14 protein-coding genes are annotated in these 13,438 nt (G+C 62.4%); all 14 read right to left on the bottom strand.

Going from position 1 to position 13,438, the window contains the following annotated elements; genetic code table 11:
* Window positions 1-6: 6 nt before the first annotated feature.
* The gene (locus KW840_RS21840) at window positions 7-312 is read right to left on the bottom strand and encodes a hypothetical protein (RefSeq protein WP_218497799.1); all 306 of its coding nucleotides are present in this window, start codon (window positions 310-312) and stop codon (window positions 7-9) included.
* On the bottom strand, window positions 309-1,664 hold the full coding sequence (locus tag KW840_RS21845) for an integrating conjugative element protein (protein ID WP_218497800.1): 1,356 nt from the start codon (window positions 1,662-1,664) through the stop codon (window positions 309-311). The genes KW840_RS21840 and KW840_RS21845 overlap by 4 nt, the downstream gene beginning before the upstream one ends.
* Window positions 1,664-2,641, bottom strand: a complete 978-nt coding sequence (locus KW840_RS21850) for a TIGR03756 family integrating conjugative element protein (protein WP_218497801.1) — start codon at window positions 2,639-2,641, stop codon at window positions 1,664-1,666. The genes KW840_RS21845 and KW840_RS21850 overlap by 1 nt, the downstream gene beginning before the upstream one ends.
* A gap of 224 nt (window positions 2,642-2,865) precedes the next feature.
* Window positions 2,866-5,607, bottom strand: a complete 2,742-nt coding sequence (locus KW840_RS21855; protein WP_218497802.1) for a conjugative transfer ATPase — start codon at window positions 5,605-5,607, stop codon at window positions 2,866-2,868.
* The gene (locus tag KW840_RS21860) at window positions 5,607-6,026 is read right to left on the bottom strand and encodes a TIGR03751 family conjugal transfer lipoprotein (protein ID WP_218497803.1); all 420 of its coding nucleotides are present in this window, start codon (window positions 6,024-6,026) and stop codon (window positions 5,607-5,609) included. Before KW840_RS21860 ends, KW840_RS21855 begins: the two co-directional genes overlap by 1 nt.
* Window positions 5,989-7,497: a TIGR03752 family integrating conjugative element protein gene (locus KW840_RS21865; protein ID WP_218497804.1), complete on the bottom strand. Its 1,509-nt coding sequence runs from the start codon at window positions 7,495-7,497 to the stop codon at window positions 5,989-5,991. Before KW840_RS21865 ends, KW840_RS21860 begins: the two co-directional genes overlap by 38 nt.
* Complete coding sequence (locus tag KW840_RS21870; protein ID WP_218497805.1) at window positions 7,487-8,293, bottom strand: TIGR03749 family integrating conjugative element protein; 807 nt, start codon at window positions 8,291-8,293, stop codon at window positions 7,487-7,489. Before KW840_RS21870 ends, KW840_RS21865 begins: the two co-directional genes overlap by 11 nt.
* The gene (locus KW840_RS21875) at window positions 8,290-8,931 is read right to left on the bottom strand and encodes a PFL_4703 family integrating conjugative element protein (RefSeq protein WP_218497806.1); all 642 of its coding nucleotides are present in this window, start codon (window positions 8,929-8,931) and stop codon (window positions 8,290-8,292) included. Before KW840_RS21875 ends, KW840_RS21870 begins: the two co-directional genes overlap by 4 nt.
* Window positions 8,928-9,329 carry a TIGR03750 family conjugal transfer protein gene (locus KW840_RS21880; RefSeq protein ID WP_218497807.1) on the bottom strand — a complete coding sequence of 134 codons (402 nt, stop codon included), beginning with the start codon at window positions 9,327-9,329 and terminating at the stop codon, window positions 8,928-8,930. Before KW840_RS21880 ends, KW840_RS21875 begins: the two co-directional genes overlap by 4 nt.
* A gap of 7 nt (window positions 9,330-9,336) precedes the next feature.
* The gene (locus KW840_RS21885; RefSeq protein WP_154910194.1) at window positions 9,337-9,714 is read right to left on the bottom strand and encodes a TIGR03745 family integrating conjugative element membrane protein; all 378 of its coding nucleotides are present in this window, start codon (window positions 9,712-9,714) and stop codon (window positions 9,337-9,339) included.
* 16 nt (window positions 9,715-9,730) lie between these two features.
* The gene (locus KW840_RS21890) at window positions 9,731-9,970 is read right to left on the bottom strand and encodes a TIGR03758 family integrating conjugative element protein (RefSeq protein WP_069557615.1); all 240 of its coding nucleotides are present in this window, start codon (window positions 9,968-9,970) and stop codon (window positions 9,731-9,733) included.
* Window positions 9,957-10,292, bottom strand: a complete 336-nt coding sequence (locus KW840_RS21895) for an RAQPRD family integrative conjugative element protein (RefSeq protein WP_218497808.1) — start codon at window positions 10,290-10,292, stop codon at window positions 9,957-9,959. The genes KW840_RS21890 and KW840_RS21895 overlap by 14 nt, the downstream gene beginning before the upstream one ends.
* Before the next feature lie 254 nt (window positions 10,293-10,546).
* The gene (locus KW840_RS21900) at window positions 10,547-11,275 is read right to left on the bottom strand and encodes a TIGR03747 family integrating conjugative element membrane protein (RefSeq protein WP_218497809.1); all 729 of its coding nucleotides are present in this window, start codon (window positions 11,273-11,275) and stop codon (window positions 10,547-10,549) included.
* 35 nt (window positions 11,276-11,310) lie between these two features.
* Entirely contained in the window at window positions 11,311-13,437 is a 2,127-nt protein-coding gene (gene traD, locus KW840_RS21905; RefSeq protein WP_218497810.1) for a type IV conjugative transfer system coupling protein TraD, read from the bottom strand.
* Window position 13,438 lies beyond the last annotated feature (1 nt).

The raw sequence follows: 13,438 nt of genomic DNA on the forward strand, positions 1-13,438 counted from the left end.
TGCACCTCACACGCGAAACAGTTCGACCAGGATGATTGAGCTGAAGCCGATCAGTCCCAGGCGTTTGAGCCGTTGCTGGTCTGCAGGCGCCGGCCGCAAGCGCAACGCCGCGGTCCAGCCTGCGAGGATCAGGGCATACAGCAGGGCACGCCAGGAGGCGAGGTAGGGCGTAGCGGTGCGCGCCTGCCCGAACCAATCAAGCTGGGCACCTGTCAGCTGCAGCGCCATCCAGGCAATCAGGAGCATCAAGGCCATGGCGCTGAGGATTAGCAGCACATGTGCAAGAGTGGACTTCACAGTAAACAACTTCATGGTGTGCTCCTCCCCTGGTCCGCGCGGTGCAGCCGGTCCGACTCAGGATCGCGCTGATCGATGCTCCGGGAAGCGTCGGCGCCGCCGGCGTGGCGATCGAGGACCAGGCTGGCGGTGTTGGTGGCCAGCGACTGGCGTACCTGCAGCTCCGTTTGCAGCAGGCGTATCTCGCGCTCCAGCATTTCGACGTTACCGTTGAGGGCGTGGGTGGCGGGCTGCGCCGACGCGACATTAGGTTCATGACTGCCGGCAAGGAGTGTGCGCTGCAGCAGCATCGACTTGTAGATAATGCTCGACAGCGCGGTCTCGCTGGCCAGGCGCCGGGCTAGCAGGTTCTGGTCGGGATCGTCGCGCAGGCCCTCGATGACGCCTCGTGAGACCTGCAGCAAAGGACTGGAGACTTTGCCAAGGTTCTCCGGCGTGGGTTGCTCGGTGCCCGACAACATTCGTTGCAGACCCTCAAGGTGTTCTGTGTAGGTTTCCTGGATCAGCGGCGAGAGGCCTGTCCCGGCGGTAACGCGCAGCGTCTCGCAGTCGTCGCAGGTCGCCACCTCGGTTTCACCAAGCACGCGGGTGGCCCATGCGGAGGCCTCTTCGGGGCTCGACCAGGCCTGGCAAATCGCACCATTCTGGCAACCGGAACCGACGGCCGATGCGTCCTCGACCGTTCGGTTGTGCAGTAGGTTGTAGCCTGCCTTAACGACGTCCGAGGTCACCCGTATGGGTTCCTGACCGTTACCCCCCGCTTTCTGCCCACCGACCCAGCTGACACCGTTGTTGCCGTTGTTCGATTCGGTGTCCTTCACCGCCACCACAGCATCACCGTCGGACTGCTCGAGGTTTTTCTGCATCTCCTGGTTCTGCGCCAGTGCGCCCCAACCGGCCTGGTCCACCTTGTCGGCCATTTTGGCCGCCATCGCCTGGCAGGTGAGCTTTGAGCGGTCAAAGTCGATGCGCCCCTGCAGTACGCCGTTGCTCAGCAGCTCATACAGACCGGGATTGGCGCGCTGAATGATCATCGCCGGCAGAGACATCACGGCCTGTGTGGCATTCTCGATCACATTGCCCATGATCTGCTGGAAGCCTTGGGTGGCGCCATTGAGCTGATTCTGCAGAGTGTTGGAGAGGTTCATGTTTCCGCACATCATGTTCGCGCGCCAGGACATGCCCACGCCAAGGCCATTGGGGCGGTAGAGCGAGGAGGGGGACCCCGTCGCCGATCCGCCGCCAATGGTGTACATCACGCGGTCATCCAGGACCTGGGCCTGGTCACCAAGGTGGTAGCCGTTATCTGCGGCATAGCCGACGGCACTTACGAGGGCGCACACCAACCCGAGCGAGAGGTTATTCATCATTGGCCTCCATCAAAGTCGATGCTGAACAGGAAGGTCTGGCCCATCCGCTGGCAGCAGTGGTAAGGGCGCCAAAGCGACCAGGCATAGGCGCCGTCGGCGCTCTGGATCGTCGGGCTGGGGAAGATGGCGCAGGTGGTCTGGATCACCGGGGCGAGCAATTGCCAGCGGTGGTTGTTGATGTTGTTCTCCATCATCGGCTGCGGCGGCCAATAGCCGGGAGATGGCATCGTCTGCAGCGGCAGGTAGACATGCGGTTGGCCGACGCGCGTGATGAAGTCGCTGGCACGCTGGGCCATGACGGCGGATGCTTTGAAGTCGTCAGGCTGCACCAGAAATCCGTGCCGCGGATAGACACTGCCCCACATGTTCCTAAGTGCCTGGCTGCCAATCTCGCGCATGCCCGGAATGAGCGCTTGTGGGTAGATGGATTCGGGAACGGCCTGACGCCAGGCCAGCGGGTCGAGCGTGCTGAGGTAGTATGGCGCAAGGGGAGTCGCCCCACTTGGGCACGCATAGCCGAAGCCATGCGCAAAGGCTGTCAACGCCGAACCGCCGGGATGCCCGATGCCGTCGACATTCTTGAACCGGGGCAGATTATCGCGCTGCTTCGAAGGCGTGATCAGGTTGCCACCCCCTTGTGACGCCGGTGTGGGCATCGACAGTGCGGACACCTCGTCCCAGGGATTGCCGCCTGTGTCGGAATAGCTCGATACCACCAACTCGGGAATAAAGTGGCGGACCTTGGGCGAGGTCTTCACCGTGCAGCCAAACGGTGTACAGAGCAGCCAGAAGCAGATCCCGACGACTCGGTACTCCAGGCACTGCAGCGAAGTGACGGAGGCGATGATGGTGGGGGTAGTCAGTGCCGCGCACTGCTCGGCCGCGACGAGCAGTGCAGCCGCGGTGAAGGCTCGGCCACGGCCAATCTTCCTGGACTTTGGCGATCTGCAGCGGGTGGTGGCGGTCACGATCATGGGCAGCGCTCGACATGTGGCAGCGGTGTGCATCCGTGCGCCAAGCTTCAGCATCCAGGATCCGACCGAATAGGACGGCGGACAAACCGAGGCCGGAGTGATCGGTTTTGTCAGTCACCGGGTTGAGGGCCGCGAATTGTGCAAAATCACCGAAGGAGTACAAATGTGCTTATGCCGATTTTTGTTGATTGAAAGTCTTTTGAAAGTCGCCGGCGCTCGGGTGTTCACGACATGCCGCGCAACCGATCGATCTCCGCCGCGACCTGGAGGGCGGCGTCCAGCTCGGACTGTTGGTGCTGTTCCATCAGTCGCCAGCGCTGAGCTTTTTCCTCGGGCTCGGTCATGGCCAGGGCGAGGTACAGGCTCGGCGGCACCGCGCGAAACAACGTCTCCAGGTTCTTCGACAGGACCACGCCCTCGGTGTATTTGCCCGAGGCCTTGCTCGCGGAAAGCAGTAGGGCCTTCTGAGCGGATGTGAGCTTTTTAAAGCGGGCAATCTCTTCAATTTCTGCCGGTGGCATGTTCAGACAGATCCACCACTCGATCATGTTGAGCATGGTCTGGGCTGCATCGGGGAAGTCGGCCAGGTTCTGCGTCGCCATCCAGAACCACGCGCCGAGTTTGCGCCACATCTTGGTGCCCTTGACCACAAACGGCGCCAGCAGCGGGTTCTTGGTGATGATGTGGCCTTCGTCGGTGACCATGATGATCGGGCGACCGAGGTACTGATCGCGTTCGGCGAGGTTGTTCACCGTGTTCATCAGGCTGATGTAACTGATCGACATCTGCGCCTCGTAGCCCTCACGGGCATAGGTGGCGAGGTCGACGATCGTCACATCGCTTTCTGGCCAGGGTGTGCCTGGCCGGTCGAAGAGGGCACCCTCGAAGCCTTGGCAGAACAGGTCGATGGACTCGGCCATCTCCTGCGCCCGCTCGCGACGCTTATCGGGCAGATGGGCGTCGCTGGCGACGTGGCGCAGTGCATCGCGAACGTGGCGTGTCATGACCTGCTGCTCGGTGGCCGCGCAGTGTCTGGCGGCATCCAAGATGCACTCGCGGATCAGGCTGCGGTCTGCCCGGGTCAGCCGCGCCTCTTCCTTGGCTTCGCCGCCGGTGATCATCAGGCGGGCAGTGATTTCCAGCTCGCCCAGCACGTCGCGTTGCTCATCACTGTCCGTCTCGGTTTCATCCAGGTCCTCGGTCAACAGGCTGGCCACCTGATCGGGGTGTTCGATCAGACGGCGAGCATCGGCGAAAGGCGCCAAGCTCAAGCCACTGCCGGGTTTGAGCTGAACCTTGTTGACGGATAGCCCAAGGGTAGCGAAGTAGTCGCCCTGCAGGCCAAAGGAGTTGCCTGCTTCGACAATGAACAGCCGCGGTCGATACACGGCCATGACCTGCATCAATATCGAAACCAAGGTGGCCGACTTGCCGGCGCCGGTCGGACCGAACAACAGCAGGTGGCCATTCATGGAGCGGTCGAAACGCGACAGCGGGTCGAACGACAAGGGCGCACCACCACGGTTGAAAAAAGTGATGCCCGGATTGCCGGTGCCGATGCTGCGCCCCCAGAGGGGCAGCAGGTTGGCGACATGCTGAGCAAACAGTAGTCGGGTGTACCAGTTGCGCGTGTCTCGAGCCGGGTTGTAGGCCATCGGCAACCAGCGCAGGTAGCTGTTGCACGCCGCGACTTCGTCGCCCTCGCGCACCGGCTGCAGGCCGGCGCCGAGCAGCACGTTGGCGGCCTGGGTCGAGCACTGGCGCAGTTGCTGTTCATCGGCACCGCGCAGGTACAGCGCCAAGGTGCCGCGGTACAGCTTGTGTTGTCGGCCGATCAGCGCGCGGGCCTCTTCCACGTCCTGGCGGGTTTGGGTCGAGGCGAGGTTCTCGCCGATGGCTTTGCGCGCCAATCGGTTGAGCTGCTCCTCGAGCACATCCTGAGGCGTGATTACCAAGGTCAAACACATGACGGCCTGCTCGGGTAACTGATCGAACAAGGCGTTCAATGCCTCGCCCTTACGCGTTTCGCCGGTCAGCTGACCGATATGGGGCGGTCTGCGCAGCTTATCGACCACCATCACGGCATGCGGTTGCTGATCGAAGTACCACAGGCCCTGGTCGCTATCCGAGCGTGGCTCCTGAAAGAACAGTCGCTCGGCAAAATTGTGGTCGAACGGCAGCGGCAGTCCATCGCCGTCGTCCTCTTCGGGGTAGGGCACTTGACGATAAAACGCTGCGGGTGATTCGCCGGTGAGGGCAGGGGCCGGGTTGAACCAGGGCAACAACCAGGTGTAGAAGTCACGCCCGGTTAGACGCCGCGGGCTGACCCCGCAGGCCTGCAACGAGGCCACCAGACGGTCACACGTCCGGCTCAACAGCTGAGCCGGGCTCTGCGTATCGTCGTCACCTTGATCCTCCAGCCAGCGATAGACCACTAGCCGAATCCGCCGATTGCTGCCGCGCCAGGGCAGGTGAGACACGACATGGTCGTCGAACAGTCCGCCCGGTTTGGCGATGGCGTCGAGGTGACAGTGCATCGACGCGAGGAAGGCCTCGGTGAATGGTGTGCCTCGTGCCCGTGGCGCGATGTAGCGCTCCAGGCGTTCGAGGTACGGGGAAAAGTCACTGTCGTCCTGGCAGAAGAACTGCACCACCCAGGGCGCTTGGTCAAGCTCGTCGAAGCTGTCCTGCAGCGCATCTTCCAGGGCGTCGCGTGCCGCCATCAGCCACTCGGGCTCACGGCCCTCGGTGCCGATCGGCTGCAGCTCGAACACGGCGCCCACTGAGCGGTTGTCGTCGAGCAGAAAACACAGCTCATCCTCGAGGTACTCGACCCAGGGCAAGTGGTCGGCGAAGCTAGGATTGTGTGCGTACTGGGCTGCTTCATCGGCAAGGGTTGCCCGCCGACGCTTGGTCGAACGCCAGGGCTTCCAGCGCGGTGGGTCGCGACTCGTGTCATCGGCCATCACAGATCTTCCAGGCGCTCGCCGGGCAGCGCGTACTGGACTTTCTCGTACAGCGGGAACACCGTCGAGTAGCCTGGCACCGGCGTCTGTTGGGTGCCGGCGAGGTGCGGGTAGACGTACATCACCAGGTCGGGGTTGGGTAGGCGTGGGAACTGGTTGCGGATCTCGTTGGCGGCCGTGCGGGTATAGGTACTCTGGTCGCTAATCAGCCGCTCCGGATCGAGCACCGACCTGCGCAGTTCGCCGCGAGCCTCCTGCAGCTGTTGCTGCGCTCCGACCGAGCCACTGCCGTTCCAGATGTCGAGCATGGTTTGATCGCCATGAGGCAGCATTTCATCTTTGCTGGTGGAGCAACCGGCCAGGTGCAGACTGAGCAGCAGGCTAATCCAGATCCAGTACCGAAACGGATGGGCTTTCATGATTCACTCTCCGGCCTTTGGGTTCGTAGTCGATGCTGATTTCATGGTCCAGGTGCAAGGCCACTTTGGCCCCGGGTGGGACGTAGATGGCCGCGAAGGCTTCACCGTAGAGCTTGTTGATCCATTCACGAATGTCGCCAATGCCACCGCTGATGACCGAGTTCAACGCGCTGTTGCCGCTGTTCTGGGTCAGGCCCAAGTTGCCGCTGGCCGAGTTGATGAAGGAAGTATTGGTCTGCTCACTGCCCAATGCGGCGGCGAAGCCGGCACCGGCCGCAGTGATCAAGCTCTGGCTCCCCAGGTACTGCTGAGCATTGGAGCGGCGTTCGCCGGAGATGCACGGGATGCCGTAGGGGTCGGAGATGTAGCCCAAGCCGCCGCGGATTTTCTCGGTGTCTGATGTCTGGGCGCTGGTGCGATTACGGCTGACGATTTTCTGCGGCTGCGGGACCGTGCGGACGGTGCCGTCGCTGAAGACAAAGGTGATTGATTCAACCTGGCCGCGTACACAGGACAATGTCCAGTCGCCTGCGGCGGTGCCGCTCATCACTGCGCCGACTACGTCCGGCAGGTCGATGCCATTGGCGGTGAGGTTGTCCGGACCCACCAGCACCTTGAACGGATAGGGGTCGTTCACCGTGCCATCCACCGGCACGCGGCCAATCAGGGCGGTCATGGCGATGGAACCCATTAAGGTCGAGTTTTCGGGGATGGTGTAGACGGGCCTGGCACCTTCGGTGCGGTCTTGGGCGCTTCCCAGGTCGCGCTCGCCCTTGGCAGCGGCACGCAAGTGGTCCTGGCCACGGTCGATCGCGTTATTGTCCAGACCGTGCAAGTCCTTGAATTTCGAGGTGAGTGTCGACAGCGGACCACCGGCTTTCGTGGTGTCCTCTTGGCTGGCGCGCGCATTCGACGGTTCGATCCACTGCACCACGTCAGCCGATGCTTGCGCGCCTGAAAATTGCTGCTCGTCACCTGGCTCGAGACCAAAGCCCACGGGCACGTCGGACTTCGTTGTAGGTTTGTCGGTGAGTTGGTCCTTGAGCCTGGACAGCAGCCCTTGGGTTTCGCGATGCTGCTGCTCGGCCTTCTGCCGGGCATCATTGGCCTGCTGGCGCTGTTCGGTGACCTGCTGAGTGACACTGCTCAACGTGCTCTGGATGCGGGTGTCGATATTGCCTTCGCGCGTGCGTAGCCGGCTGTTCTCGGTCTGCAGCCCATCGTTGCCTTTCTTCAACGACAGCATCTCGCTGCGCATCGCCTTGACCTGTCCAATCAGCGTGGCCACGGTGTCGCGCGGAGTGTCGCCGGCGATGCCCAGAGCCTTTGCCTGTTCCGGACTGAGTGTTGCCTTGTCGGGATCGTGAGCTGGCTGGCTACCAGGTGCGACCACCCAGGATTTGCCGATGATTAGGACAATGCCCAGCAGGACGCCGGGTACAAGCCACTTCAGCAGGCTGTTAGCTTTCATGATCGGCAGCCTCCGGCGTCGGCGGGGGCAGCAGCAACGCGTGCTTCAGGTCGCCACCGCGGGTGACGAGGTAGACCACGGTGGTGTCTTCGGGCGTGCCGGCGTTGCCGAGGTACGCATGCTGGAACGTAGCGGCGTACAACGTGGCTTGCAGATGACGCGGGTCGAGCGTGACTTTGCCGGGTCCGCGATTCACGATCTTCACCGCCGTCACCCAGTAGTCGCCCAGGCGCCAGGCCGCCAACCCCTTAATCGAAACCCGTTCGGTAGGCAGCAATGTGCTGAAGGCGATGGAGTCGCTCAGCGGCACCCGACGTACACCGGGCAGTGGCGCCACCGTGCGCAGAGGCGCATACAGGTTCTGCGCCGCATAGCGGGTGAGCACCACCGGTACCGGGGTCGCTGCAGGTGCTGAGCCCCGTGCGATTTCCTCATCCGGCGCCTGGGTCTGGGTGATGATCTTGACTGGCTCCAGCGACTCACTACCGTTGAGTGCTTCGATGTCGATCAGAATGATGTCTCCCGATTTCACCGACTGCAGTTGCAGTCGGGTAGGGGGAAGGGCTTCCGTCGCGCGGAGGTAGACCGTCCCACCGACGGACTGTACGCGCAGCTTGCTGGCGATCGCACTGGGCAGCCCGACACGGATGTCTTCGTCCAGTATCAAGATGCGTTCTTGACCCACCGTAAGCGGGATGGCCAACGGCAGGCGGTCCCAGTATTTGACCTCGACGGCACCCGCGGCTGAGCACCAGCCAGCGGCAGTCACGAGTATCAGGAACAAGGCACGCATCATGATGCACCTCCAGGCAGCGTCAGCTTCTGCGGTGTACCCTCGTAGCAGTCCAGGGCCAGGCCCCACTTGTTGTGTTCGGGGTCGACGTCGAAGCGCACCACCCGCAGCGGGTAGCGCACCACCACGCGTTTCACCGGCTCGGCGGCGTAGTATTCGTCGGCATTGAGGTCGAGCTTGACCAGCCAGCTGTGCTTATCCAGCTGCTTCACTCGCAGGTTGGGATCGTCGCTGTAGCCGCGGCCCAGCACCTCGTACACACCGCGCACTCGGCCGCGCAGTTCGCCTGCTGCCTTGCGGTACTCGAAGTCGCCGTCGAAGAAGGTTTTGCATGCCGGGGTGAGGTAGGGTTGCAGGGCGAAGATGGCGCGGTGGTAGTCGATCTCGCCATCGGTGGGCCAGCGGTTGAGCTGGCCGAAGATGTACAAGGCGAAGGCATAAATGTTTTCGGGCGGTACGTCCCACCATTTGCGCGTACTGCCGGAGCGCAGGTCGGGCGGCACGTGTATGGTCAGCTCAGAGGGTGCAGTCTGCCAGCCGTACCAGAACCCCGAGCACAATAACGCCAGGATCGCCACGGCCAGACGCAGGCTGAGGATATGCGCCTGCTGCGCGTCCACCTTATTGCGGAAGCGGCTCATGTGGCGGCCCTCACGTGCCGGCGCGTACGCCGGACGGTCCAGGGGCCGGAATGCAGGATCGTTTGGCTGGTACCGATGCCCCAGTGCACCGCCAGTTGCCACTGCAAGCGCCGGTATAGCCAGGTTTCGGGGCGGGCACGCTTGGCCCGGCGCAGCAGTTGGCCGCCGCCGAGTAACACCAACGTCATGCACAGGAACATGCAGGTGGGGAGGGTGGCGATGGAGGCGGTGGCTACCGCCAGCGGCGCACCGAGGATCACGCCCAGCGTGGCGCCGACGATCAGCGCGACCCACATCTCGTCGTTGGTGAGGCCACGGAGGACGGCCGGATCACGGTTGAGGCGCTCCGGCAGGAAGGTCAACGTGCCGTCAGGCAGGGTGGTAGGGGTGTCGGACATAGTGACCTCACAGAATCGTGGCGGCTTTGGTCAGAAACCACAGGATCACCACCACCAGCAGTGCGCCGACACCGACCACGGCGCCGAGGTCTTTCCAGGTTTTGCGCTGGTTCTGCACGTCGGCGTAGACGGTGAGCGAATGCCAAGCCACGCCCAGGAACGCGAGGGTGGCGATCAGCAGCCCGAGTAGGATGCCGCCGTCGTAGGCGTAGTTCTTGATGGTATCGATCAGCCCCGAACCTTCGCCGCGGGAGGGCGCTTCCATGGTCGGCAGGTCAGCCCAGACTAGGGTCGAGCCCAGCAGCACCAGAGCGCCGAGCAGGGCTTTCGAACACGTATCCCGCAGCATGGCGAGCTGGCGGTGGCAACGGCGGGAGAAGTTCATGGCAAGGTCTCCTGATTTACGACAGCATGAAAAACATCAGCACGATCAAGACGAGGGCGAGGCGCAAAGTGCTGCCGCCAAGCGCGCCGAAATTAGTGTTGCCGGCCGCCCAGCCGCGGTAGCCGCTCCACAGCGCCCAGGCGCACCAGAGCAACGCCAGCACCAGAACCGAGGAGCGCCACAGCACCGAACTGAGCTGGGGGGTAAACCCGGCCACTGCGGAGAACGCGGTGAGTTGGGCGTCAGTCATGCTCATCGGGCGAACTCGGGTGAGGCGCTTCAGCGCGATAGTCACTGGTCAGCTCGGCTAGATCGGTAGGCTGCGCTCGGGAGGGCGACAGGTACTTGCTGATGCCGCGGCGCATATGCTCGAGGTCGGCTACGAACCTCGGGTAGTCGAAGTGATACCGAGACGTTTCGACATCGACCTGGCTACTGCGCGCGTGATCGGCCAACTGCTCGATGACAGTGATCTGCCGCTGCATAAGGCCTAGGTCCGAACGCTCGCGAGCATCCTGTGCAGCGGCAGATAGCGTCACAAAGCAAGCAAGCAGCAGCGGATAGCGTGAAGAGATCATGGCGAAATCCAGCCGAGAATCTGGCATTCACCTTGATGTATTAGGCAGGTGTTGACATGACCTTAAAGGATTGTCGGGCCATCGATTTACAGGGGGCTTGATAGATAGGTTTCGAGGCAAACCGGTGCGCGGGAGATAATAAACAGGCCAGCTAATTGACCGGTATGCGAATTTTTCTGTGTGTAACTGTGCGCTGGACACTGCAAACCTCAAATGCACTATTTCGTCAGCTTTTAGAGGTAAAAGGTGAGTGATCAGAGGTATTTTTTGAAAGTCGCAGCAGTAATGGCGACCATGCAGCCGAGCAGCGTAGCGCATGGGAGCAGCACCCAGTTGGGATTAAGCGACCAAGGTAGAGAAAGATAGATTACCCAGGGGCTCACCGTCAGCGGCAGTAATGTCCGCTTCGCTCGGTGGTAAACAAAGCTGCTCTCCCGGTCGGCTCCGAACTTACGAAGGTCGCGTCGCATCAAGCCATCGACGGCACCGGTGATCACGGCGAGCAGGAACAGGGGCATGGCCAGGATGAGGACGGCCAGGCGAACCACGAAAGTGAAGACCGTGAACAAGGCTGCCAGCAAGTAGTCCTGCAGCACGACGTATGCTTGGGCAAACTGCCCCTGTAGTGACGCCTCTCGACTGAGCAGCTTCAGTTGAGCATCGGATTGCGCCCACCCGGAGCGGACCACGACCCAGTCGTTGAGGTGCTGAAGAACCTTAGCGGTCGCTTGCGCCGGTTCTTGCACGAGCAGTGAACTCTTGAAATGACTGCTGAGCCAGCCCAGTTCACTCAGCCACATGGTATGGCTGTGATGCCAGCCCTGTTCCGGCCAGAACCACAGCAGGCCCACAAACTCCAGCACGATGGAGAAAACCAGCGAAGCGAACAGCAGGCCGAACAGCCGTAAGCACAGTTCGACCGTGCCGAAGATGAGCCCCGGACGTCGTGGCGCAGGAGTCGCGCTAGCAGTGGTGGTGGGCATATGGGCTCCACAATACTCGGTTGCTGCCTGGGCGTTTACGGTTCGCGTCTACGCCCAGACGGTGGCATCTCGGGATCGAAGTCGACGGTCGGTGCACCTCCCGCAGTGGTCCACCAGTTACCCGCATTGGCGTTGTACGAGTCGCGCATGCACGCGGCCAAGGTCTGCAGATCCGCCGGCATCGCATCGTCGCTGGCCGGTGTGGGCAGCGGCATACGCACCTTCCACAGTTGCCCGCCCTCCTGGAACGAAAACATCTGTCCCTTGGGCAGGGCGATGATGTGTGCGGGTTCGATCAGCGGCACGGCGCTGGTAGTGACACGGTCCTGCGAAGAGGAGGTGAAGTCCGTACGGGCTTCGGGATCCGCGGTGTCCGTCGCCCCTGAGACCAGGGTGCGGGTCTGCACGTTGACCTTGGGCAGTTGATTGGTCAGCAGTTCCGCGGTTGCGGTTTCCCGTACACGAAGCATCTGCAGAGTGTTGAAGTTGCCGATGACCTGGCCGGCTTTGGCCCGGCTGCCGATGCGCGCCTCGATGTCACTCAAGGTCTGGGTGTAGGCAGTAACCTGGATACCCGCACCACCGCCCTTGTTGATCAGCGGGATGAATTCATCCCCCATCAGCTCGTTGAACTCGTCGGCGTGCAGGTTGATCGGCACCTTGTCCGCCGCGCTGGAGGAACCCGGCAGGCCGTGGTCGATGCCGTGCTTGTAGATATGGCCGGCGACGGAGACCAGGTCGGCGAACATCGAATTACCGACAGCGGCGGCGACTTCGGCGTCTGACAGTGCATCCAGGCCGACGTAGACGATGCCGCGTTTGCGGATGATTTGCAGCCAATCGAAGATCGGCCGTGGATCGTCCAGGTCGGCGTAGTTGGGGGCCAGCAGTTGCGCCGTCTTGCCACTGGTGAGCTTTTCCAACAGGGGCAGTAGCGAGGCGACGATCTTGTCGAAGTAGGTGCGGTCATAACGTACGGCCGAGCGCAGACCATCCATCACCGGGTCAAAGATGCGCTTCGCAGCCAGGTACTGCTCGATGGCGACCACGCGCTTTTCCCGGCCGATCATATGCCGCGGCACATTCTTCTCGTTAAGGCGACCCTCGATTTGCACGATCGCTTCCCAGGCCTGCGCGTCGTGGTGGGCGAAGAAATGTTGGGCGTATTCGATGAACAGCGCGTCGATGTTCACCACATGGCGCTGGATCTGCAGGTAGTCCGGACGCCGGCCCAGTTCGATCAGAGCCCGGGCAATGATGTTTACAAAACGCCAAGCGAACTCGCGAAACGCGGCGGAGTTGCCTTCGCCGCTTAACTGTCCGGCGATACGGGTAGCAACTTCCGAGATGCGACCGAAGCGGCCGATGGCGTTGTAGCGTGCGGAGATTTCCGGCCACCCGAGGTGAAATACGTAGAATTCGTGCTCGCGGCCGGCGCGGCGTGCCTCCACGTACATGCGCTTGAGCAGGTCGGCGTCGCCCTTGGGGTCGAAGACAATCACCACCTCTTGGGTTGGACGGTGGATGTCCTGGGTGATGTAGACCTCCGCCAGGCGCGTCTTGCCGACCCGGGTGGTGCCCAACACTAGGGTGTGCCCAACACGCTCACCCAGCGGCAAGGTGGCTTCCTGCTCACTCGGCTCGACGCCGTGCAGCAGCGGTGAGCCCCCGACCGGTGGTAGCGGGCGTACCGGATTGAGCGGGTTGTCCCAGGCGGTGAGGCGGGGTAGCAGCGAGAGCCCTGAAGGCGCCTTTTCCAGCAGACACTCCAGGCGCCTGGCCCACTGATACGCAACCGATTGGTTCATATAGCAGGCCAGCGCCGGGTCCTGAGCTTCGAGCAGGCGCTGGGTGTGCAAGCGAGTCCAGCGGAAGCCACGCCCCATGAACAGTCGCTTGCGGCTCACCGGAATCTGTCGGCTGGTCAGCGAGTAGCGCGGCAGGCGACGAATGTTGCGCCGATAGCACAGGACAATCCGGGCCTCGTTAAGCCGTTTGAGGCCGAACGCGGTGTAAGCCAGGGCCATGCCCGTACCCACCTCAGGCGACAGGGCCACCGCCCAAGGCGAGTGCAGGCACAGGGCGCCAGCTCCGGCGCAGATACCCACGGTGTACAGCTCCACTGCAGGGCGCAGCAGGGATTCCATCGCATGGTCGCCCATG

Source organism: Pseudomonas sp. PDM30 (genome assembly GCF_019218985.1).
Taxonomy (GTDB): Bacteria; Pseudomonadota; Gammaproteobacteria; order Pseudomonadales; family Pseudomonadaceae; genus Aquipseudomonas; species Aquipseudomonas jessenii.

Coding starts and splice junctions, on each gene's coding strand:
- KW840_RS21840 (WP_218497799.1), bottom strand. CDS start 312: ATGAAGTTGTTTACTGTGAAGTCCACTCTTGCACATGTGCTGCTAATC.
- KW840_RS21845 (WP_218497800.1), bottom strand. CDS start 1,664: ATGAATAACCTCTCGCTCGGGTTGGTGTGCGCCCTCGTAAGTGCCGTC.
- KW840_RS21850 (WP_218497801.1), bottom strand. CDS start 2,641: ATGATCGTGACCGCCACCACCCGCTGCAGATCGCCAAAGTCCAGGAAG.
- KW840_RS21855 (WP_218497802.1), bottom strand. CDS start 5,607: ATGGCCGATGACACGAGTCGCGACCCACCGCGCTGGAAGCCCTGGCGT.
- KW840_RS21860 (WP_218497803.1), bottom strand. CDS start 6,026: ATGAAAGCCCATCCGTTTCGGTACTGGATCTGGATTAGCCTGCTGCTC.
- KW840_RS21865 (WP_218497804.1), bottom strand. CDS start 7,497: ATGAAAGCTAACAGCCTGCTGAAGTGGCTTGTACCCGGCGTCCTGCTG.
- KW840_RS21870 (WP_218497805.1), bottom strand. CDS start 8,293: ATGATGCGTGCCTTGTTCCTGATACTCGTGACTGCCGCTGGCTGGTGC.
- KW840_RS21875 (WP_218497806.1), bottom strand. CDS start 8,931: ATGAGCCGCTTCCGCAATAAGGTGGACGCGCAGCAGGCGCATATCCTC.
- KW840_RS21880 (WP_218497807.1), bottom strand. CDS start 9,329: ATGTCCGACACCCCTACCACCCTGCCTGACGGCACGTTGACCTTCCTG.
- KW840_RS21885 (WP_154910194.1), bottom strand. CDS start 9,714: ATGAACTTCTCCCGCCGTTGCCACCGCCAGCTCGCCATGCTGCGGGAT.
- KW840_RS21890 (WP_069557615.1), bottom strand. CDS start 9,970: ATGAGCATGACTGACGCCCAACTCACCGCGTTCTCCGCAGTGGCCGGG.
- KW840_RS21895 (WP_218497808.1), bottom strand. CDS start 10,292: ATGATCTCTTCACGCTATCCGCTGCTGCTTGCTTGCTTTGTGACGCTA.
- KW840_RS21900 (WP_218497809.1), bottom strand. CDS start 11,275: ATGCCCACCACCACTGCTAGCGCGACTCCTGCGCCACGACGTCCGGGG.
- traD (WP_218497810.1), bottom strand. CDS start 13,437: ATGGGCGACCATGCGATGGAATCCCTGCTGCGCCCTGCAGTGGAGCTG.